Source organism: Levilactobacillus brevis (assembly GCA_021383565.1).
Classification (GTDB): Bacteria; Bacillota; Bacilli; order Lactobacillales; family Lactobacillaceae; genus Levilactobacillus; species Levilactobacillus brevis_B.
Genome location: CP079699.1, coordinates 1,348,749 through 1,369,831 on the forward strand (window position 1 = coordinate 1,348,749; position 21,083 = coordinate 1,369,831).

Annotated in this window: 19 protein-coding genes; 4 read left to right on the forward strand and 15 right to left on the reverse strand. The window is 51.1% G+C overall.

All coding sequences use genetic code 11. From position 1 onward, the window contains the following. Window positions 1-12: 12 nt before the first annotated feature. The 6 genes from KB236_06370 to KB236_06395 all read right to left on the reverse strand — a co-directional run bounded on the left by KB236_06370 (window position 13) and on the right by KB236_06395 (window position 4,842). Complete coding sequence (locus KB236_06370; GenBank protein UIF28182.1) at window positions 13-1,284, reverse strand: NCS2 family nucleobase:cation symporter; 1,272 nt, start codon at window positions 1,282-1,284, stop codon at window positions 13-15. A 226-nt stretch (window positions 1,285-1,510) separates the two neighbouring features. Further along, window positions 1,511-1,918, reverse strand: a complete 408-nt coding sequence (locus tag KB236_06375; protein ID UIF28183.1) for a hypothetical protein — start codon at window positions 1,916-1,918, stop codon at window positions 1,511-1,513. A 117-nt stretch (window positions 1,919-2,035) separates the two neighbouring features. Continuing rightward, window positions 2,036-2,572, reverse strand: a complete 537-nt coding sequence (locus KB236_06380; GenBank protein ID UIF30311.1) for a GNAT family N-acetyltransferase — start codon at window positions 2,570-2,572, stop codon at window positions 2,036-2,038. 270 nt (window positions 2,573-2,842) lie between these two features. Continuing rightward, complete coding sequence (locus tag KB236_06385) at window positions 2,843-3,619, reverse strand: DUF1003 domain-containing protein (protein UIF28184.1); 777 nt, start codon at window positions 3,617-3,619, stop codon at window positions 2,843-2,845. A gap of 2 nt (window positions 3,620-3,621) precedes the next feature. Beyond that, window positions 3,622-4,509, reverse strand: coding sequence for an RluA family pseudouridine synthase (locus tag KB236_06390; protein UIF28185.1), 888 nt, complete (start codon window positions 4,507-4,509; stop codon window positions 3,622-3,624). A gap of 15 nt (window positions 4,510-4,524) precedes the next feature. After that, window positions 4,525-4,842, reverse strand: coding sequence for a glycine cleavage system H protein (lipoate-binding) (locus KB236_06395; protein ID UIF28186.1), 318 nt, complete (start codon window positions 4,840-4,842; stop codon window positions 4,525-4,527). A gap of 186 nt (window positions 4,843-5,028) precedes the next feature. On the opposite strand from KB236_06395, the gene KB236_06400 reads away from it, so the two are divergent. Beyond that, on the forward strand, window positions 5,029-5,223 hold the full coding sequence (locus tag KB236_06400) for a hypothetical protein (GenBank protein ID UIF28187.1): 195 nt from the start codon (window positions 5,029-5,031) through the stop codon (window positions 5,221-5,223). A 259-nt stretch (window positions 5,224-5,482) separates the two neighbouring features. Here KB236_06400 and KB236_06405 read toward each other — a convergent pair whose 3' ends face one another. From KB236_06405 to recQ, 9 genes are all read right to left on the reverse strand, one after another. After that, window positions 5,483-6,892 carry a sugar porter family MFS transporter gene (locus tag KB236_06405; protein ID UIF28188.1) on the reverse strand — a complete coding sequence of 470 codons (1,410 nt, stop codon included), beginning with the start codon at window positions 6,890-6,892 and terminating at the stop codon, window positions 5,483-5,485. 410 nt (window positions 6,893-7,302) lie between these two features. Beyond that, window positions 7,303-7,866, reverse strand: coding sequence for a sugar O-acetyltransferase (locus tag KB236_06410; protein UIF28189.1), 564 nt, complete (start codon window positions 7,864-7,866; stop codon window positions 7,303-7,305). Between the two features lie 94 nt (window positions 7,867-7,960). After that, the gene (gene araA, locus KB236_06415; GenBank protein UIF28190.1) at window positions 7,961-9,385 is read right to left on the reverse strand and encodes an L-arabinose isomerase; all 1,425 of its coding nucleotides are present in this window, start codon (window positions 9,383-9,385) and stop codon (window positions 7,961-7,963) included. Window positions 9,386-9,435: 50 nt separating this feature from the next. Beyond that, window positions 9,436-10,164: an L-ribulose-5-phosphate 4-epimerase gene (locus tag KB236_06420; protein ID UIF28191.1), complete on the reverse strand. Its 729-nt coding sequence runs from the start codon at window positions 10,162-10,164 to the stop codon at window positions 9,436-9,438. Window positions 10,165-10,181: 17 nt separating this feature from the next. After that, on the reverse strand, window positions 10,182-11,783 hold the full coding sequence (locus tag KB236_06425; GenBank protein ID UIF28192.1) for an FGGY-family carbohydrate kinase: 1,602 nt from the start codon (window positions 11,781-11,783) through the stop codon (window positions 10,182-10,184). A gap of 37 nt (window positions 11,784-11,820) precedes the next feature. Next, window positions 11,821-13,221, reverse strand: a complete 1,401-nt coding sequence (locus KB236_06430) for a sugar porter family MFS transporter (protein UIF28193.1) — start codon at window positions 13,219-13,221, stop codon at window positions 11,821-11,823. Window positions 13,222-13,851: 630 nt separating this feature from the next. Beyond that, complete coding sequence (locus KB236_06435) at window positions 13,852-14,949, reverse strand: GntR family transcriptional regulator (GenBank protein UIF28194.1); 1,098 nt, start codon at window positions 14,947-14,949, stop codon at window positions 13,852-13,854. Window positions 14,950-15,138: 189 nt separating this feature from the next. Beyond that, complete coding sequence (locus tag KB236_06440; protein ID UIF28195.1) at window positions 15,139-15,729, reverse strand: sugar O-acetyltransferase; 591 nt, start codon at window positions 15,727-15,729, stop codon at window positions 15,139-15,141. 516 nt (window positions 15,730-16,245) lie between these two features. Then, entirely contained in the window at window positions 16,246-18,027 is a 1,782-nt protein-coding gene (recQ, locus tag KB236_06445; protein ID UIF28196.1) for a DNA helicase RecQ, read from the reverse strand. Window positions 18,028-18,202: 175 nt separating this feature from the next. On the opposite strand from recQ, the gene KB236_06450 reads away from it, so the two are divergent. The 3 genes from KB236_06450 (at window position 18,203) to KB236_06460 (ending at window position 21,051) form a co-directional block, all read left to right on the forward strand. After that, window positions 18,203-18,643: a MarR family transcriptional regulator gene (locus tag KB236_06450; GenBank protein ID UIF28197.1), complete on the forward strand. Its 441-nt coding sequence runs from the start codon at window positions 18,203-18,205 to the stop codon at window positions 18,641-18,643. A gap of 72 nt (window positions 18,644-18,715) precedes the next feature. Then, window positions 18,716-20,098, forward strand: coding sequence for an NAD(P)/FAD-dependent oxidoreductase (locus KB236_06455; protein ID UIF28198.1), 1,383 nt, complete (start codon window positions 18,716-18,718; stop codon window positions 20,096-20,098). Window positions 20,099-20,298: 200 nt separating this feature from the next. Continuing rightward, window positions 20,299-21,051, forward strand: a complete 753-nt coding sequence (locus KB236_06460; GenBank protein ID UIF28199.1) for a potassium channel family protein — start codon at window positions 20,299-20,301, stop codon at window positions 21,049-21,051. Window positions 21,052-21,083: the final 32 nt, after the last annotated feature.

Below are 21,083 nucleotides of genomic sequence, written 5' to 3' on the forward strand. Positions count from 1 at the left end.
ATTAATAATAGCTTAAATATCCTTAGGTAAAATCAAATTCAGCGCAATTCCTAGCACGGCCGCCACGGCCAATCCAGAAAATTCGTACTGGCCCAACTTGAGGTAGGCATTACCGATCCCAATGACCAGAATGGCCGAGGCGATCATCAGGTTGCGGCGCTTGTTGAAGTCCACGTGCTTTTCAATCAGAATCCGCATCCCACTGGAGGCAATCACCCCGAACAGCAGGAAACTAATTCCCCCGATGACCGGGTTAGGAATACTTTCAATCAACGCACTCAGCTTGCCAACAAAACTGAAGATGACGGCAAACATCGCGGCACCAATCAGGACGTAGACACTGTGTACCCGGGTAATCGCCAACACGCCCACGTTTTCACCGTAGGACGTTACGGGCGGGCCCCCGACCAGACTGGCGACAATCGAGGCCAGCCCATCCCCAGCTAACGTGTGATGGAGACCGGGATCTTCGAAGAAGTTACGGTGCGTCAGTTCGTTTAACACCGTGATGTGCCCGATGTGCTCCGTCATGGTGACAAAGGCAATCGGGGCGAGGCTCAGGACGGCCCCCCAATAGAAATGCAGCGGGTAACTGACGCCGGGAAATTCAAACTTCGGTAGCTGGAACCAGGCCGCGTCCATGACCGGCTGGAAGTTCACCAGTCCGGCGAATGCGCCGACGAGATAGCCGAAGACAATTCCCAAGAGAATCGGAATCAGGCCCAGGAACCCTTTGAGATACAGGTTGAAGGCCACCGTCAGGAGCAAGGTCACCATGGCCACCAGGAAGAATTGCCAGTGGTAGGTACCGTTGCTATCTACCGTAGCCTTCTGCGCAGCGCTACCGGCCAGTGACAGCCCAATCACCATAATCATCGGCCCGACCACGATTGGCGGTAAGACCTTGTTGATCCAGTCCGAACCGACCAGTGCGACCACCACGGCCACAATCAGGTAAACTAGCCCCACGGCCATGGTCCCCTGAGCGATGCCGGGATAGCCCGTGGTCTTCATCAACGCCACCATGGGAACGATGAACGAGAAACTCGACCCCATGTAGGCGGGAATCTTTCCCCGCGTGATCAGAATGTACATCAGTGTGCCGACCCCGGAGCTAAACAACGCAATCCCAGGATTTAACCCCACCAAAATGGGCACTAACACGGTGGAACCAAACATCGAGAATAAATGCTGCAGGGACAACCCAAACCACTGCCCCCAACTCGGACGTTCCCAAATATCAATCAACGCATCGGGATTCCGGTAACGTGATGGTTCTTTCATGCTCTACGACCTCCAGTTCAAAATATATAAAAAAAGACGCGCCCGTCCCGTAAGGAAGCGTGCTCGCCCAATTAGCCCAGCTATCGCCGGAAGTCGAACCCTTCACCGCCTCACGGGACGATGTTAAAGGAACTAAATTTTGTTAATTATACGGTGGAATTTACCAACTTGTCAAGAGAAATCGTCTCTAGTGGCTGAATCATGGTGCCCCACAATTGCTATGGGATTAATCCACCATTCGCCAATTGCCTTCGTCCGCCTTGGAAATATCGTTCAAAAATTTCAGGACGCGTTTAGCCCGGTCAGGTTGTTGCTCATTCAACAGGTTCAAGCCGGCACCGGTCACCAATGGTTGGCTCAAACGGAAGTTGCCATCCGCCATCTCACCCGTCGCGAAGGCCATGACCGTCTCGCCCGACTCAATCTGCGTGGTCAGGAAAAACATGGTGAAGTCATCGTCGGCCTGCATGTACGCGGGCATGGCCCAGATATCAGGCGCAATCTCCTGCATTTCACCGGTCTCGGTGCCATCCAGAAACTTGAATTCCTTGTGGTTGGCCTGGGTAACGGGTTGCTTCAACACCAACATCATCTGGGCAAATTCATCATCGCCTAATTGTAGATTATCCTTCATCGGTACAGTTCCTCCTCGAATCGTTCTTTCGTTATCAGTAATCACTAGTATACCAGGGTTTACGGTTAACGCAAAGGGACCAAGGCAGCCGCCCTGGTCCCACTTTCAAGTCTCTAATTAATTCGCAACCTTAGCGCGTTGGCCAATCTCCAGTTGCATGTGATAGTAGTGATGGTCCCCAATCATTTGCTTGCCAGATACCTCGTAGCCCATGCGTTCATAGAGCCGCATAGCATCCGGGTTCTCCAGATCAACGTTCAAGCCAATGACGGCCTGATTGTCGCGCCGGGCGTAGTAAGGTAACGCCTGTAACAATTGGTGACCAATTCCCTGACCCTGATGATCGGGCGATACCGCCAGTGAGTCCAGATACCACTCACCCTTGGCCGTCTCCGACTGGGTCTCAAAGGGAACATCAAACGCTGCACTCTTAGCGGTGATTTGCGTAAAGACATCGTCCACGGTCTCTTCTCGTTCTCCGGGATAGCCGAATGCCATCCCCACGACTTGGCCATCGGCCTCGGCCACCACCGTGGTTGCCGGCCCGGATAAATAAGTCCGGGTGCGGTACGCCGCCGTAATGGCCTTTAGTAAGTCGGGTTCGGGAACGTCTTCCAAGTCGGTCAGTTCCATCTCATCGTAGATCAAGTTCATCAGCGGCGCTATCTGAGGGGCGTCCGCTGGTTGCGCCTCGCGTATTATCACAAAAAATCCTCCATTTCTAGTTCTCTCACTAGCCTAACGGAGGATCCTAACTTTGTCAACGGATTTGATAGGGTGCCACCCGTATCCCTGACTGGACGGGACTCGGGCACGGCCGACTAATTTCGCCGACGCAACCGAACCATCCCACAATTTTAACCCTAATGTGCGCGTCTAACGGCGGCACGTTTGCCAAAAACCAAGCCAACGGCAAATAAGACGCTAGCTGTGATCCATGTCCTCATGGTGAGACTCCCTTCGTTTTGCCGAATCGCTCTGCGCATCGCGTGCGCGCAACTCGGCCAGTTCTTGTCGAATTTCACCTAAAATTTCTAACTGAAATCGTGCGATCTCCATGGTGTGGGGGACCTGATTCTGTGCTAAATGATCGACCTTGGCGTGGAGTAAGCGTAGCTCATGCTCCGACTTTAGGTTCACATGATAGTCGTTTTCGGCCATCATCCGGTCACGGTCGGCCGAGCGGTTCTGACTCATCATGATGATGGGCGCCTGAATCGCCGCCACACAGCTTAACACTAAATTTAACAGAATGAAGGGGTAGTTGTCAAAGTTCACCCCAAACAAATGAAGCCCGTTGACCAGCATCCAGCCGATCAGAACGAACATAAACACGAAGATAAAGCCCCAGGACCCGCCAAACCGAGCCACGTCGTCCGACACCTTCTGGCCAAACGTCAGGCTTTCCTTGAGGGAATCGTTCACGTCAATAATATCGTAATCATCGCTCTGTAGCGCCTTAGTCAGCTTCTGATTAATCTTGCGCGTCTGCTTCATGTCCGCATTAATCAGGGCGTCCACGTGCTCCAGACGGTATTTTAACAGGTGGTGTCCACAGATATAGTCCCCGGCCTTACTCTGCGGGTAATCCCGCTTAATCCGGTTTCTCAGGCCCACCTCTAGCTCTGAGAGCTGCAGGCTCCCCTCGAGATTGACGGGTTCCCCGTCAACGAGGCAACGTAGCCCCTGTTCATCTGCCATCGCTATTCACTCCTTAATTGCGTGAGTAAGTCTTGCCAATCGGCCGGTACCGGACTCTCGAAGGTCCGTTTCTCCCGAGTAAATGGATCGCTAAAACTTAACGACCGCGCGTGCAACGCCTGCCGCATCATTCCCCCCATCTCGGGACCACCATACAGGTGATCACCAATCAACGGGTGGTCCAGGTAGGCAAAGTGGGCGCGAATCTGGTGCGTCCGACCCGTATGTAGCTTAACGGCCACGACCGTCGCCTGAGCGAAGCGTTCCTGTACCCAATACTCCGTCAGCGCGGGTTTGCCGGCCGGCGAGACCATCTGATTGTACCCCGCGGGATCACTCGCGAGCGGCGCATCAATCGTGCCGTGGTCCTGGGTCAATTGGCCGCTAACCACGGCTAGATACCGTTTGTCCACCTGCTTTTGGGCCTGCAACTGACTGGCTAAGCTATTGGCCAGCCGGTGTCGGGCCACCCAGACCACGCCGCTCGTAAAGCGGTCGAGACGCGTCAAGATATGGGGAACTTGGTTTTCGGCCTGAATCGCCGCCCAGTGCCCCTTAATCCGATTCACCAGCGTATCCGTCCGGTTGGCGGGGCCGGGAACCACGTTGAGTCCCGCTGGTTTATCGACCACCAGCCAGTCTCGATTCTCGAATAAAATCTGAATTGGTTCAGTGCTTACCGCCACCGCCGGATCGGCCACCTCGGCGGGGAGTTGAACGGTCACCGTATCGCCCACGTTGAGCGTCACGGCCGGCGTTACCACCGCACCGTTGACCTTGATCGTCCCATGTTGTTTTAAATCACTAAAAACGCGATGACTAACGCCCTGCTGGTTCAGGAACCGCTTGAGGCTAGTCACCGGCGTTATTACTTGCCAAGTTAAGTCCATGCAACAATTTCCCTTCTACTCATCGATCAGATCGACCATCCAGTCGAGGTCGTCATTGCGATTATTCAGCCATTCCGGGTGACTCGCCAATCCCTCGTTGATCCGCACAATGCGCCCAGCGAAAGGAAAATGAAGCGTCAACTCTTCGTTTGCACCGCTAACAATCAAGAACGGGGTTCCCAGGTGGACGCGACCGGTCGTGACCTGCCACGAAATCTTCTGAACGGGGCCCAACAACTCACGCCCATCATCGGCAAACCCGATCCGGACGACGCCCTGCTCCTTAGGCGTTAACCATAAGGCGCTGGCACTTACTTCAAGCTTATCAATCATTCTCGTCACCCCTCGTATGCTGATTTGTCTGGCGAAACGCCGCGTCAACACTTCCAGCGACGTTTCTTAAGTGGAAAATCTTCCAATCACGATATATTTTAACATAGCCGCAGAATTGACGGGAGTTATTTCACCCTTTTCCACTCCAAGTCGGTATAATAGAAACCATCAAAGGGGGAGAAAATCATGATGATGTCACACAACATCTTAACGGGGACGCTTATTTTACTGGCGGGAATTGTATTGTTGGTCTTTGTTCTCTTTAAGTTATTTCCACAAACTAACAAGACGGGTGACCAGGATACGCGGGTTTTATTGGTCATCTTTACGCTGGTCGCGGTCGGCTTGCTCGGCATGGGCAGTTGGGTCTGCTTGATCTAACAGCGGATGTCACGTCGCCTCCGGCTGCCAGGGATTCTGGCTGCATGGCTACACTGCCTTACCGTTCGCCATGGCACGCTGTAGATGCTCCCCCAAAAAATCGGAGCACAGTCGAACCCCACCACAATCTGGCACTAGTTCATACGGCAATTGTTCGCTTTGTTTAGTCCGGAAGCCGGCTTCCATCAGTGAATCCTACCTATACGCAAAAGACGTTGACTAACGGGAAGCTTCTCGTCGGTCAACGCCTTTTTAAGTTCTATTCTACATAGTCGTCTGAAGTTTCTAAGTTCTCCGTGTTTTTAGCGTGTGTCCCTTGTTGTTCGATTTCTTCCAACGTGCGACCCTTGGTTTCTGGAACGCAGAAGCGGACGAACGCGACCCCTAGCAGGCAGATAATCCCGAAGATGGCAAAGACGGCTTCTTGGGACATGGCGGCCGTCATCACTGGGAATAACAACCCAACTGCGAAGGACCCAATCCAGTTAAATGATGAAGCCAGACCGGAGGCACGGCCCCGAACAGCCAGTGGGAAGATTTCCCCGACCAGCACCCAGGTCAACGGTGCCCACGTGAAGGAGTAAAATGCCACGTAGATGGATAGGAAGACCACAATCAACATGGGGTTGCTGTTGAGTCGCGTCACGTTCAAGAAGGCTGGCAACAGGAAGGATAGACCCATGACGGCGCCCCCCAGAATCAACAGTGTCCGCCGGTTGAATTTATCGGCAATCCACAAGAAGACCAGTGACCCAACCACCAGGATAATCCCTTGGATAATTGGCCACATCAGTGCGGAGCTAGCGGCACTCCCCGTCGCCTGTTGGACGATCAGAGGGATGTAGTAGAAGATGGCGTTAGCACCTTGGAACTGTTGAAAGGCGGCGATACCTACCCCGGCGATGACCAGGTACCGGTATTTCCCAGAAAATAACGTGGCCCATGACGTATTCTTAGCGGCCGCACTTTCCGTTTTAGCCGTGCTTTGAATCGTGGTCATTTCCGTTTCAATCTCATCGGCCGGACGAATGTAGCTTAACACTGTCCGCGCGGCGTCTAACTGACCACTCTTGATCAAGAAGCGTGGAGATTCCGGCAAACGGAGCACTCCAGCGAACAGGATGATCGCTGGCACCGCTGCAGAACCCAACATCAGACGCCAAGCAAAGGCCTCTGGCAACCCTTTCAAAAGAAAGTCGACCACGTACGAGATGAGCATCCCCGACACGATCATCGTCTGGTTAATCCCCGTTAAACGGCCGCGTAGGCGTGCCGGTGACATTTCCGACATATAGGCTGGGACCAGCGCCGAAGCGGCCCCCACGGCCAATCCGAGGAAGATTCGGACGCCAATTAAGTAATATTCGCCCATGTTGGGAACCATGGCGGACATCAGTGAACCCAGCGCAAAGATCAGCGCTGAGATCAGAATCATTTTCCGCCGCCCCAGCTTATCTGAAAGCTGACCGGAGATGGCACCCCCGAAGATGGCACCGAACATGACGGCCGACGTAATCCAGCCAATCAGCGTGGCGTTGGATAAGCTCCAGTCCGTTTCCAAAAATGGCAAGGCGCCCGTCATGACCCCAATGTCATAACCAAACAGGATGCCCCCGAAGGACCCGAAGAAGTAGATGTAACCGCTTGAAATTTTCTTGTTGCCTTTCACTCAAAAAACCTCCCAATATCTCTACGTTGTTCTCTCTGCCGAATCGGACCAGTTTGCAATTGGTCCGATAAATTATAATTGCTGTTTCAACGTCAGGAAAAGCAGTCGTTACCGCGAATTAGGTAAAACGTTTTCACAAACGCAATACAAGTAGTTTAAAACACTTATACGGATAAATCAATAACTGATTTTATTATGCGGATGATTTTTCAAAGCGCTTTCTCCGCTAAATCCCGGTATGAAAGCAACCGTTTGCTTTAAAAACTTTTTTCGAAATTTGACTCTTGCGCGCAAAAAAAGCGGCTCATCAGAATCCCCATCCATTAGGAATGGAAACGCTCTGATGAGCCACTTCATAACGACTTGCTGATTAACCCTAGTTTCTCGGGCTTAAACCTGATATTATGCGCTTAATCCAAGTGCTTGACGACCCGGGCTGGATTCCCGGCAACGACCACGTTGTCGCCAAAGGACTTGGTAACCACGGCACCAGCACCAACGATCACGTTATTGCCTAACGTGACCCCTGGGCAGATGATGGCACCGCCACCAACCCAGACGTCATCGCCCAAGGTCACGGGCCGGCCAATGCCCATGGCTCCGTTGCGCCGCAGCTTCGGATCGGCTGGGTGGTTAACGGAGTAGATCTGAACTTTCGGTCCGAGTAAGCAGTGCTTTCCAATGCGAATGGGCGCCACGTCCAGCATGACACAGTCATAGTTGGCGAAGAAGTCCTCGTCCACGTAGATGTTGTAGCCATAGTCACACTTGAAGTCGGCGTGCACACTGACGTCCTTACCGGTAGAACCGAAGAGCTTCTTGACCAGTTTTTCGGTTTGTTCAGGATCGCTTTCGCCTAAGGCATTGATGGCTTCGACTTGCTTTCTAGCGGCACCCCGTTGCGCAACAAGCTCGTCATCGTAGACGTCAAAGAGTTCACCGGCAACCATTTTTTCTTGTTCTGTTTTTCCCATATTTTCTCTTCCTCCTCATATCCTGAAGCTTCAGAAATAAAAACGGTCGAGGCCGCTCTCGGCAACCCCAACCGTCTTTATCAGTCGTTAATGACTATTTGATGAATGCTTTGTTCATGTTAACCATGGTTGCAAAGTCTTCCATTTGTTCTTCAGTCAGAGCAAATGAGAGCATGGTGTGGTGACCACCACCGGCTTGCATCCAAGCTAAGGCACCCTTTTCAAGGCCAACCTTTGGCGTCCAGAGTTGCTTAGCAACTGGCAAGTTAGGGGTTTCAGCCTCTGGCTTGTGAGCGTCAACGGCGTAGCTGATCATCTTGAAGCCATCACGGAAGTCAGAAACCGTAACGTCAATGGCGTCACCTTCTGAACCAGTGAAGACCAGACGTGCAGGGTCAGCCTTACCACCGATATCCAATGGGTGAACTTCAACACGAGGCTTGTCGGAAGCGATCGTAGGGTCAACTTCCAGCATGTGAGAACCAAGAATAGCTTCGTGGCCCTTACGTAAGTCAAGCGTGTAGTCTTCCATGAAGGCCGTCTTCTTACCGTGGGACATGATCTTCATGACACGGCCAAGCGCAGCGGTCTTCCAGTCACCTTCGGCACCGAAGCCATAACCGTCACGAATTAACAATTGTGCAGCTAAGCCAGGGAGTTGTTCCATACCCCAGAGGTCTTCGAAGTTCGTGGTGAAGGCAGTGTAGCCACCCTTTTCCAAGAAGCTCTTGATCCCAAGGTATTGCTTCAATTGAACACGTACTGAGTGCTTGTAAGTCTCAGCATCGTTGTCGCCTTGAACCATCGTGTACTTGCTTTCCAAGTCGGCGTATTCCTTGTCGATGTCAGCATCCTTAACCTTGTTGATTTCTTCAACTAAGTCACCGATACCGTAGTAGTCAACAGTCCAGCCCATTTGGATTTGTGCTTGTACCTTGTCACCTTCAGTAACGGCAACGTTACGCATAGTGTCTCCGAAACGTGCAACCTTAACCTTGAAGCTTTCGTTGTAAGCAACTGCAACGTCTTCCCAAGCAGCAATCTTGTCTTGAACTGCTTCGTCGCCCCAGTAGCCGTAAACGATCTTGTTGTTCTTCTTCAAGCGAGCATTGATGTAAGCATATTCACGGTCACCATGCGCACTTTGGTTCAAGTTCATGTAATCAAAGTCAATGTCAGCGTATGGAATGTTGTTTAAGTATTGCGTAGCCAAGTGGAGTAATGGCTTTTGCAACAATTCAGTCCCACGGATCCAGTTCTTGGCTGGAGAGAACGTGTGCATCCAGGTAATAACCCCGGCAACCTTATCGTTGTAGTTAACTTCCTTCATGAAGTTAGTGATGCTTTCAGCAGTCGTCATAACATCCTTGAAGACAACCTTGTAAGGTAACTTGCCGCTGGCGTTTAACTTGTCAGCGATGTCTTGTGCGTCTTTGGCAACGGACTTTAATTGTTCTTCACCATAGAGATGTTGACTACCGGTAACAAACCAAAATTCATAATCAGGAACTGATAACATAATTTAAGCACTCCTTCTATATATGATTGTTAGTAAAGCATGATACCTAATTATTCACGCGTCGCATGACTCTGCGACTTGGCATTGTTTTGCCCATAATAAGCGTTCTTACCGTGCTTACGGTAATAGTGCTTATCCAACAGATATTGTGGTAATTCCAGGTTCTTGTGGGTCAATTGCATGGAGTGGTAATCCTCTTCAGCAACAACTTCCAAGACCTTGGCGTTGTACACAGCCTTGTCTGCGGTTGGTCCCCAGGCAAATGGTCCGTGTTGACTGACTAAGGCAGCTGGAATTGCTTCGTAGTCCAAACCACGTTCCTTGAAGGTCTTGACAATGGTCTTACCCGTATTGCCTTCGTAGTCTTCTTCGATCTCTTCCTTGGTCAAAGCATCGGCCGCTGGAACATCACCGTAGAACGTGTCGGCGTGCGTCGTGTTCATGGCTGGAACGTCTAAGTTGGCGCCAGCGAATGAGACGGCCCATGGAGAGTGCGTGTGCACAATCCCACCGATATTTGGAAATGCGTTGTAAAGTACCGTATGCGTTGGTGTGTCGCTGGATGGGTTCATATCCCCTTCAACAACTTCACCTTTCAAGTTTACGACGACCAAGTCGCTAGGCTTCAGCTTGTCGTAATCAACCCCAGAAGGCTTGATGACGAACAGACCCTTTTCCCGGTCAATCCCGGAAACGTTACCCCAAGTAAAGGTAACCAGGCCAAGCTTAGGCAGCTTCATGTTGGCTTCATAAACCTCTTGCTTTAATTCCTCTAACATTCAATTAACTTCCTCTCTTAGTCGCTAATTGCATCGCCAGCGGCAGCTTCCACCGGCAAGCCAGCTTGATACTTTTCGATGAACTTCTGGTAACCCGCAACCCCTTCAGGTTCTGGGCTCAGCGTCATGGATTCTGGGTTGGTGAACACTTCTTGATCCAAGAAGTCTTCCAGTGATTCATCGGTATCGCGCTTAGCATAAACAGCTAAGACCGCCATCCCCCATGGACCACCTTCGCCGGCAGTACTCATAACAGTGATTGGAACGTTCAACGCATTGGCCAAGACTTGTTGACCAATAACTGGTGTCCGGAACAAACCACCTTGGGCAATCATCACATCGGTATGAACGTGTTCTTGATTAATCAAGATGTCCATCCCAATCTTCAGTGGTGCAAAGGCAGCGTATAACTGCGTTTGCATGAAGTTAGGTAAGCTAAACTTGCTGTTTGGTGTCCGAACGAATAATGGACGGCCAGCCTTAATCTTGGTGATGTTTTCACCAGATTGATAACTGTAGTTCACCAAACCACCGGCCTCTGGATCAGCCTTGGCTGCTTCCAAGAAGAGCGTTTCGTACAACCGGTCTGGCTTCAGGTCAACCCCGAGTCGTTGCGCAAATTCGTTGAAGATGCTTGCCCAAGCATTAATATCTGAAGAACAGTTGTTAATGTGGACCATGGCTACGGGTGAGCCATCTGGCGTCATCACGATATCGATATCGCGGTAAACCTTAGTCAGCGGCTTGTCCAAGACGTTCATGGAGAAGGATGAGGTCCCAACGGAGATATTCCCAGTCCGCTTCCGCACACTGTTCGTACCAACCATCCCGGTACCAGCATCCCCTTCAGGTGGTGCCATCACAGAACCGGCTTCCAAGTTGCCATTAGCATCCAGGAGCTTAGCCCCGTCAGCCGTCAAATGACCGGCAACCTTACCAGCTGGCAAGATCTTTGGCAGAATGTCTTCGATGTCCCAAGGGTACTGCTTAACGTTATCGAGGTTGCTGAACTTCTCCAGCATCGTCTTGTCGTAAGAGCCCGTCTTGTCATCGATTGGGAAGACACCGGAAGCATCCCCAACACCCAAGACCTTTTCGCCAGATAATTTCCAAGTGACATACCCAGCCAATGAAGTGATGAAGTTGACGTTACGTACGTGGTCTTCACCATTCAGGATAGCTTGGTACAGATGGGCAATACTCCACCGTTGTGGAATGTTGAAATCGAACAACTTGGTCAATTCATCAGCGGATTGTTCCGTGATGTTGTTCCGCCAAGTCCGGAATGGAACCAACAGTTCGCCACTCTTATCGAAGGCCAAGTAACCATGCATCATGGCACTAACCCCAACGGCACTAATCTTGGTCAAGGCACTGTGGTACTTGCTTTGAACATCAGCAGCCATTTGCGTGTAGCTTTGTTGGATCCCGGTCCAAACTTCGTCGATCGGGTATGTCCAGACACCGTCTTCAAAGCGGTTTTCCCAAACATAACTGCCTGAGGCGATGGTATTGAAGTCATCGGTGACCAATACCGCTTTAATCCGGGTTGAACCTAACTCAATCCCTAAGGAAACCTCACCGGCTTCGATAGCGCGAGTCGTTTCAACTAAGTTCATTTAACTTACCTCCCAATAATTTTAAAATCGAGAATTACTAGTTGTTAGCTGCTTCTTTCTTGGCAGCATGAGCAGTCCCACGTGCTTCGATTTCTTCAAGAGTGTGACCACGCGTTTCTGGAACACAGAAGCGGATGAACAGAACACCCAAGACACAGATAACACCGAAGACAGCGAACACAGCTTCTTGTGACATTGCAGCCGTCATGATTGGGAAGATCAAACCAACAGCCCATGAACCGATCCAGTTAAAGGATGAAGCTAAACCAGATGCACGGCCCCGGATAGCCAATGGGAAGATTTCACCAACCAGAACCCAGGTAAGTGGTGCCCAAGTGAATGAGTAGAATGCAACGTAGATAGATAAGAAGACAACGATCATCATTGGACTTGCGTTAGGAACTAACTTGTTAATGATAGCTGGTAACAGGAAGGACAAAGCCATAACCGTACCACCCATGGTTAACAACGTCCGACGATTGAATTTTTCAGCAATCCAGATGTAGAGTAATGACCCAAGAACTAACAGAACACCTTGAACGATTGGCCACATCAGAGCAGAACTTGCGGCATTCCCAGTTGCCTTTTCAACAATCAATGGAATGTAGTAGAAGATCGCGTTGGCCCCTTGGAATTGCTGGAAGGCAGCGACCCCAACACCGGCGATAACCAAGTAGCGGTACTTGCCGTTGAACAAGGTTGCCCATGAGGTCTTTTCCAAGTTATTTTCTTCAGTCTTAGCAGTATCTTGAATTGACTTAACTTCTGGTTCAACTTCGTCTGGCTTACGAACGTAGGACAGAACCGTCCGTGCTTCGTCTAACTTACCAGATTTGATTAAGAAACGTGGAGATTCAGGTAACCGGAGAACACCGGCGAAGAGGATGAAGGCAGGCACAGAAGCCAAACCTAACATTAACCGCCATGATAAGTTCCCAGGTAAGTCCTTCAATACGAAGTCGACGATGTAGGAGATTAACATCCCAGAAACAATCATCGTCTGGTTAATCCCGGACAAACTACCACGTAACCGTGCCGGTGCCATTTCTGACATGTAGGCTGGGACTAAGGCGGAGGCAGCACCAACGGCTAACCCTAAGAAGATCCGCATCCCGATTAAGTAGTAAGTCCCACCGTTAGGAGAGAATCCACAAAGGATTGACCCAATGGCGAAGATTAAGGATGACATCAGAATCATCCGCCGCCGACCTAATTTATCGGCTAATTGACCGGCAATTGCGGCACCGAAGATGGCACCGAACATAACTGATGACGTTACCCAACCGATTAATGAGGCGTTGGTTAAGGCCCAGTCGGTCTTCAAGAATGGTAAGGCACCGGTCATAACACCGATATCGTAACCGAACAGAATTCCACCAAATGATCCAAAGAAGAATATGAAACCACTTGAGACTTTCTTTTTCGCTTTCGCTTCCAAATTTCGTTCCTCCTAAGTTTAAAGGGGTAAAGATAAAAAACAAATAATGGCTTTTCCCACTTAACTATTGATAGAAATGCAATCGCTACCTAGTTTCATCGCCCTTTCGAACTGGCCGGCCAGCGCGAAAATTTCGATTAACTTTGTGAAGCGTTTTCATTTCTGAACAAACTTAGTGTATTATATTTATACGCATAAATCAACACTTATTTTTTATGTGCGGATTAATATTTAGGGAAATCCCTTGATATGACGCGGTTTTGATTGATTCGACTTTTTTGAAAGCGTTTCCGAATGTTGTTAGGTTAAGCGTTTTACGTTTCTCGTACCAATCTCAATAATTCTCGTGATCATCTGTTTTTGCGCAAATTTATTTATCGCTGTTGCGGGCTGATCACCGGTATTTGGTCTAATCACTTGATAATTAGTAAATACGATCTAACACCGCCCCGGCGGTGTTGGGTCGTCTCAACCACCTCGCCGCTGGATGAACGGCCAGTCACAACCAGCAACACTTTCGGCCTGTTCAATCAATTATTTACTAAAAAAAGCGTGCCAAGACGCGGCACGCTAAGGTTGCTTTAAAATTGGTTGCCCATTCGGGGCTGATAACCGAAGTTGGTTCGAAATTCATCCTAACCTATCTGAAACCGACTTGGGTGCCGCCGCGGACTGACGAATCACCAGTTCCGGTTCATAAGTGATGGATTGGACCGGCTGTTTGTTGAGCAGTTGGAACATCATCCGGCCAGCATCCTCCCCCATGATTTCCTTTTCATGGTTGAGCGTGGTCAGACCGGGGCTCATGTACTGCGACATTTGATAGTTATCGAAACCGACAATCGAAATATCTTGCGGTACCCGGAAGCCCTGCTCCTTGACAAAGGCCATGACGGGAATCGCCAACTGGTCGTTGTAACAAGCAATGGCAGTCGGCCGTTCCGCGTCCTTGAGGTAGGAGGCGATGCGACTGGTAATCCGGGCGAAGTCGTCACCGGACTGGTACATAATCAGATTGCTCTTATAGGAAATATCGGGATGTTCCTGGTACGCCTGAACAAACCCATTCATCCGGTGCACGCCCTGAATATCGTCCACTTGAAAGATTCCCAAGATACTCTCGTGCCCCAGGCGTAAGAGGTGGTCAATGAGCTTCTTCTCGGCGCTCACGTCCGCGGTCGTCACGTACGGAAAGTCTAGTTGCGGATAGGCCGCGTTAATGAAGAGTACTGGGATCTGGTCGTCCTTAATCTCCTGATACAGATCCATATTGGGGTTGGGTAAGGCACTCTGCGTGGGTTCGATGATCAGCCCGGCCACCTTGCTGTTGAGCATGTTAATCAGGTTCTTGCGTTCCTTATCGTGGTTGTTATGCGTGTTCCCCAGGAGCAGTGAATAGCCGCCATCGGAGATCACCTTGTCCATACCATAGATAATCTGAGGGAAGATGTAGTCGGCGATGTGGGTCGTGATGACCCCAATCATCTTACTATCGTTCTCGGTCGCCCAGTCCTTGTGCCAGTCCTGAACGAACATGCCACCACCCTGAATTCGGTAAATGAAATGCTCCGTCTCCAAGTCCCCCACGGCTCGTCGAATAGTATAACGTGAAACCTTAAACTGTTCCATCAGTTCCGTCTCAGTTGGTAATTTTTCGTCAATGGGATACTTGCCCGAAAGAATCGCTTCTTTCAGGGAATCCTTGACCCGTTGGTATTTATTTTCCATGTTTACTCTCCCATAGTTTGCAACCAACCTGCACTGCAGCACTCCCGTTGGTAACGCTTTGCCACATTTGCGCAAAGTTTACCGCACCCATATCGGCCGGCACAAATTTGTTCGTAATTTATCTGGTTACCCTTAGCATAGCAAATTTTACCCCAATTGCCAATTTAACACTGGTTTATTCGGATAAATCTATTTATCGGCCGGGATCACGTTCCCCTCAGCGTCGAGATGCTTAATAATCCGGGCCGGATTGCCCGCAATCACCACGTTATCGCCGAAGGACTTAGTCACCACGGACCCGCCGCCAACAATCACGTTGTTTCCAATCGTCACGCCAGGCACAATCACCGCGTCGCCGCCGATCCAGCAGTTATTGCCGATCTTAACCGGTGCGCCGTTCCCCAGCCACGAGGTCCGTGCGGCGATATTAAAGGGATGGCCGGCCGTATAGATCTGAACCCGCGGCGCCAAGAGCACATTGTCACCAATCGTAATTTCATTGGTGTCCAACAGGATACAGTCGAAGTTTGCGAAGAAATTATCACCCACGTGAATGTTGTAACCGTAGTCACAGACGAACCGCGGCCGAATTTCAACGTTCTTACCCACCGTACCAAATAGCTTCTGGACCACGGCTGTCACCCGGTCCTTCTCGCGGAAGGGAATGTGATCCAATGATTCATAGAGGTCGCGCGCGGCAAACCGGTCGTGCACTAACTTTTCGTCATTTACATCGTAGAGTTCTTGGTCCATCATCTTTTGAAATTCACTTTTCGCCATTTTGTCGTCAATCCTTCACCATAATTTATGAGGATAATGGTAGCACACGATGTAAGCGATTACAACATATTTATCTGTTTTCTAGCAATATTTTACGATTCATCCGGATAAATAAAACGTGCCAAAAAGCGGCGCCACCAGCAATTGGTGACGCCGCTAAATTTATTTGGTTATTTGATCTCCAGCCCCGATAGACGCTAGACCGCAGTTTCTTAAAGGCCGACGCTGCTTTCCGTTCGACAGCTCACCGGATCAATTATGTCAATTGACCCCAGCAGACCGATAACCTTTTTGTTATGATCTGCCATTTCACCCCCGTTTCCGGTTACCACTAAATCATTGATTCTTTAGATGGTTAGCAGAATGGGGAAAATGAGTGGTCAATCATTAACATGACCAGTCGCTCAGCTGTATCGGTCCGGCTAATTCACCATTTAAGCCCATCACGACGGTGGTCCCACTGAAGAATAGCCACCATTCGTCAAGCCAACTAACATACTAGAATGTCCCTAGCGACTAATCAGCGACTGCCGCCTGATCGTCACGAATGATGGCCATGAAGGCTTCACCGTACTTCGCCAGCTTACTCTGGCCGACCCCCTTGACTTCCAGGAACGCGGCCGCACTTTGGGGTAGTACGTCACACATGTCGTGGAGCGACCTGTCGGAGAAGATGACGAATGGTGGCACGTGTTGCTCCTCGGCCAGCTGTCGGCGTAGCTCGCGTAGTTTGCCAAAGAGCGCGTCGTCCACTGGGGCCAACCGCTTGGCCTGCCGTGCCATCTTCCGAAAGACCTGTTGTTCCCCCTTCAAGACGGCGGCCCCCTGCTGGGTAATCGACAACGTCGGGTACTGACCGCCCACGCTCTGCAGATAACCGGCCGCCGTCAGGAAATCAATCAGTTCGCCGACGCTCTTCTGCCGCTGACCGTTCAACAGGCCATAGGTGGACAAGGTCTCTAGGTGATTGTCGCGAATCCGTTGATTATGTGCGCCCGTTAAAACCTGGGCCACGACACCCTTGCCGAAGCGCGATCGGAGTCGAACCACGCACGACAGAACCTTTTGCGCCGTTACGGTAATGTCCTGGGCCTCGCGATCGTCACGGCAATTGCTGCACCGACCACACGGCGCCGAATCCTCACCAAAGTAGGCCAAAATAAACTGTTGCAGGCAGCCCTGCGTATTGGCGTACTGGCTCATCACCTGAAGCTTCTGGTACTCGCGCTGTTTATTGGCCTCGTCACGTTCCGACTGGTCAATGAAGAAATGTTGAATCTGCAGGTCTTGGGCCCGGTAGAGCAGAATGGCTTCACTGGGGAGACCGTCTCGACCGGCCCGCCCCGCTTCCTGGTAGTAGGCTTCTAGCGTCCCCGGAACCTGCGCGTGAATGACGAACCGGACATTACTCTTATCGATCCCCATCCCAAAGGCGTTGGTCGCGACCATCACCTGAATTCGGTCATACAGAAAGTCTTCTTGATTCTGACGGCGTTCATCATCACTCAATCCCGCGTGATAGGCGGCCGCCTGGACGTGGTGCCGGGTCAATAAGGTTGTGAGGCGCATGACCTCCTTCCGTGTGCTGGCGTAAATGATCCCCGTTTCCCCTTGATTGACTTTCAGATAATCGAGGATAAAGCGGTCGGTATCCTGGTCCTTGACCACCGTTAAGTCGAGATTGTCCCGGGCAAACCCGGTGTTCACCTCGTTTTGTGGGTCGATCTGCAACTGCTGACAGATGTCGGCGGCCACCTGCGTCGTCGCCGTGGCCGTCAGCGCCAGAACTTGGGGCTGCGTCGGTAATTGCTCAATCGCCGTACTCAACGCCAGATAACTCGGGCGAAAGTCGTGTCCCCATTGGGAAATACAGTGGGCTTCGTCGACCGCTAATAAGTCAATCGGCAGCTGACCCAGTGCCTGGAGAAAGGCTGCCGAATCCAGCCGTTCGGGCGCCACGTACAGTAATTTATACGCCCCGTTATGCAGACCAGCTAGGCGTTCCTGGATGTCCGGCCAGTCCAACGAGCTATTAATAAACGTTGCGGGGATGCCGCTATCGTTGAGCGCATCCACCTGATCCTTCATCAGAGAAATCAGCGGTGAGACCACGACGGTAATGCCGTCAAACATTAAGGCGGGAATCTGATAACACAGAGACTTCCCTCCACCCGTTGGCATGATGGCCAGACTGTTCTCCCCCGCCATCACGTGTTCAATGACGGCGCGCTGACCCGGACGAAACTCATCGTAGCCAAACGTTGTTTTTAAAATTTTCTGTGCTGCCGTTAAATCCATCACTGTTTACTCCTTTTTCTCAATGTGTCCATTCTACTGGCAAACTCTAGTGGATACAACCGAACGGCATGGCGAACAAGCTTTTTTCACAAAATACCCTGAAATAGTTGACAGCTCGCACATATTAGATTATAGTAAATTAAATCGTACGCAATTGAAATTGGAGGAACCAATCATGAAAGATTCAGACATGACGCTGGCGAACCAACTTTGCTTTTCGATGTACCACGCAAGCCGTCTTTTTATCAAGTTTTACCAGCAGGCCTTACAACCGTTTGGCCTGACCTATCCGCAATACTTGGTTCTTTTGACGCTGTGGGAAGAGGATCGCCAGCCCCTCCATGCACTTGGTGAGCAGCTGGACTTTGGGAGTAACACCCTGACCCCATTACTGAAAAGAATGGAGAATAAAGGGTGGATTACCCGGGAGTTAGCAAGCTCCGATCACCGGCAGTTAATTATCCAACTAACCGAAACCGGGAGAACGAGTAAAACTGAGATTTTTAAGTCGATTCGCGTCTGCGTTCGCCAGCAAGATATTGACCCCGCGGATTACCAGGGCATGCTCGCTCAGAATCACGCGTTAATTGCCACTTTGGAAAAAATGCTGAACTAGCATTTTTAGTTTGATAGATTAGTCGCACACGACCGTTTTTATTGGTCTCACAAGAAAGAGGTATTTTATTTAATGATTCAATATGATGTCGCATTTATCGGTAGTGGCCACGCCACTTGGCACGCCGCAGTCGCTCTTCGTCAAGCCGGCAAGTCGGTGGTCCTGATTGAAAAGGATCTCGTCGCCGGCACTTGCACCAACTATGGCTGTGATGCCAAAATTTTACTGGATGGCCCTTCCGAACTAATCGCCCAACTGAAGCAGTACCGTGGCGTTGGCGTTGACCAGACCCCCGCCTTTAACTGGGAAGACTTTATGGCCTACAAGCACCAAGTCATCGATGCCCTGCCCACTAAAATGACGGCGCTCTTCGATCAACTGGGCATCGACATCATTCACGGTACCGGGATTCTGATGGGGAACCACATGATCCAGGTCGGCAAGCAAAAGATTTTGGCCGACAACATCGTCTTGGGAACCGGCCAGCATGCGACCAAACCGGAGATCCCCGGCAAGGAATTTCTCCATGACAGCCGTGAGTTCTTGAACCTGGAACACCTCCCGGCCGACATGACCATTATCGGCGCCGGCGTGATTGCCTTGGAATTTGCCGCGCTGGTTCTTCAACTCGGGACGCACGTGACGATTCTGGCCCATGGTAGTCGCGCAGCCAAGGGCTTTGCCCCCCGCTACGTGACCAAATTACTGGTTCAATTACAGGCCGCTGGCGCCGACATCCGGTTCAACGAGCCAGTCACCTCGGTGGTTAGCACGGATGCTGGCTACGACGTGACCACCGAAAGTGGCCTAGTCGTGTCGACCGATTACGTTCTCGCCGCCACTGGTCGCCAACCCAACATCAACCTGCTTGGTCTGGAAAACGCCGGCATTCACTCCAGCAAGCGGGGCATCGTCGTGGACGATCATCTGCGTGCTAACGGCGACAACATCTATGCCAGCGGCGATGTCCTCGACAAGTCCGTAGCAAAGTTAACCCCCACAGCAACTTTTGAATCAAATTATATCGCCGGTCAAATTTTAGGTGAAACCGCACCAATCAGTTATCCCGCCATCCCCAGCGTGCTCTTCTCCCTGCCCCGGATTGCCCGGGTCGGTCTCAGCGCCGCCGAAGCTGCCGGAAATACCGACTACCACATCGTTCACTTACCTTATGGGAAGCTATTCAACTTCGAATACAAGAACGAAAACGATGCCGAGATGACGGTCGTCTTAGATGCGACGAATCACTTGGTCGGAGCCGACATCTATGGGATGGACGCGCCAGACCTCGTGAACGTTTTGGTACTGGTGATCGACCAGCGCCTGACCGCGGCGGAATTGTCGAAAATGATTTTCGCCTTTCCCACCCCGGTACAGGGCATTATCGACGCGCTCCTACCAGCCCTGACTCCGGCTACACCAGACTCAGCCGTAAAGATGCGCCTAGACGCTTAGACAGGTCGTCTTCTCTCTAGGGACGTTATCCCCACAATTCAACAGTCTTCATAAGAAAAGTCGAGAGTCCGCTTTCGACTTTTTCTATGTTCTTGACCAAGTTAAGCCACCTGCGCTACCAAGCGGCCCTACACCGTTTGGCCCCGAAAACATGGGATACTGAACTTAAACAGGTGTTTCACAATTGGGGGGTGTGGCGCATGGCCTGGCAACGAAAATTCTATAACGGGATAATTATTCTCTTGGCGTTAGCGGCGATTGGCTTGACCATTCTCGACTTCTCCAGCGTGCTCAACCTGACGTCACGGCCGTGGTCGTGGCTAGATGATAGTATTCTCGCCGTGTTTACCGTGGACTACGTGGTTCGGTTCTGGCGGGCACCACGGAAATGGGTCTTCTTCTGCCACAACCTCTGCGACCTCATCGCCATCCTTCCGCTGACCAGTCTCTTTAGTTTCTTCCGGTTGGCACGCCTGACGCGACTGCTCCAACTCACCAAACTCTTTCGTCTGGTTCGACTGGCGGGATTCATCGGTCGTTTGCGTAAGCCTCTGCGCACCTTTCTGCGGACTAACGGCTTCATTTACCTGGTCTGGGCCAGTCTCGCCATCCTCATCTTGGCGGCGACCCTCTATGCTTACGCCGAACACGTCTCGTGGAGCGAGGCCCTCTGGTGGGCGATCGCCACGGCCTCGACCGTGGGTTACGGCGATGTCGCACCGCAGACCACGATTGGTAAATGGGCAGCGACCCTGCTAATGATTGTCGGCATCGGCTTTATCGGTGCCCTGACCAGCACCATCACCACCTACTTCGCCCACCGCGGGGAAACCAACCAGTATCAGCAATTACGCGACCAACTGACGACCATTGAGAAACAGAACGCGGAGCTCCACCGGTTACTCTCCCAACAGTCGCCTCCACAAGACGACCCGAAGTCCCCACACGACTAATCAACCACTTCAACGCACCCACTTTCAATGCT

What these genes read in the sequence shown, in the direction of transcription:
- KB236_06370 (UIF28182.1), bottom strand. Translation starts at nt 1,284, where the DNA reads ATGAAAGAACCATCACGTTACCGGAATCCCGATGCGTTGATTGATATT.
- KB236_06375 (UIF28183.1), bottom strand. Translation starts at nt 1,918, where the DNA reads ATGAAGGATAATCTACAATTAGGCGATGATGAATTTGCCCAGATGATG.
- KB236_06380 (UIF30311.1), bottom strand. Translation starts at nt 2,572, where the DNA reads ATGAACTTGATCTACGATGAGATGGAACTGACCGACTTGGAAGACGTT.
- KB236_06385 (UIF28184.1), bottom strand. Translation starts at nt 3,619, where the DNA reads ATGGCAGATGAACAGGGGCTACGTTGCCTCGTTGACGGGGAACCCGTC.
- KB236_06390 (UIF28185.1), bottom strand. Translation starts at nt 4,509, where the DNA reads ATGGACTTAACTTGGCAAGTAATAACGCCGGTGACTAGCCTCAAGCGG.
- KB236_06395 (UIF28186.1), bottom strand. Translation starts at nt 4,842, where the DNA reads ATGATTGATAAGCTTGAAGTAAGTGCCAGCGCCTTATGGTTAACGCCT.
- KB236_06400 (UIF28187.1), top strand. Translation starts at nt 5,029, where the DNA reads ATGATGATGTCACACAACATCTTAACGGGGACGCTTATTTTACTGGCG.
- KB236_06410 (UIF28189.1), bottom strand. Translation starts at nt 7,866, where the DNA reads ATGGGAAAAACAGAACAAGAAAAAATGGTTGCCGGTGAACTCTTTGAC.
- araA (UIF28190.1), bottom strand. Translation starts at nt 9,385, where the DNA reads ATGTTATCAGTTCCTGATTATGAATTTTGGTTTGTTACCGGTAGTCAA.
- KB236_06420 (UIF28191.1), bottom strand. Translation starts at nt 10,164, where the DNA reads ATGTTAGAGGAATTAAAGCAAGAGGTTTATGAAGCCAACATGAAGCTG.
- KB236_06425 (UIF28192.1), bottom strand. Translation starts at nt 11,783, where the DNA reads ATGAACTTAGTTGAAACGACTCGCGCTATCGAAGCCGGTGAGGTTTCC.
- KB236_06435 (UIF28194.1), bottom strand. Translation starts at nt 14,949, where the DNA reads ATGGAAAATAAATACCAACGGGTCAAGGATTCCCTGAAAGAAGCGATT.
- KB236_06440 (UIF28195.1), bottom strand. Translation starts at nt 15,729, where the DNA reads ATGGCGAAAAGTGAATTTCAAAAGATGATGGACCAAGAACTCTACGAT.
- recQ (UIF28196.1), bottom strand. Translation starts at nt 18,027, where the DNA reads ATGGATTTAACGGCAGCACAGAAAATTTTAAAAACAACGTTTGGCTAC.
- KB236_06450 (UIF28197.1), top strand. Translation starts at nt 18,203, where the DNA reads ATGAAAGATTCAGACATGACGCTGGCGAACCAACTTTGCTTTTCGATG.
- KB236_06455 (UIF28198.1), top strand. Translation starts at nt 18,716, where the DNA reads ATGATTCAATATGATGTCGCATTTATCGGTAGTGGCCACGCCACTTGG.
- KB236_06460 (UIF28199.1), top strand. Translation starts at nt 20,299, where the DNA reads ATGGCCTGGCAACGAAAATTCTATAACGGGATAATTATTCTCTTGGCG.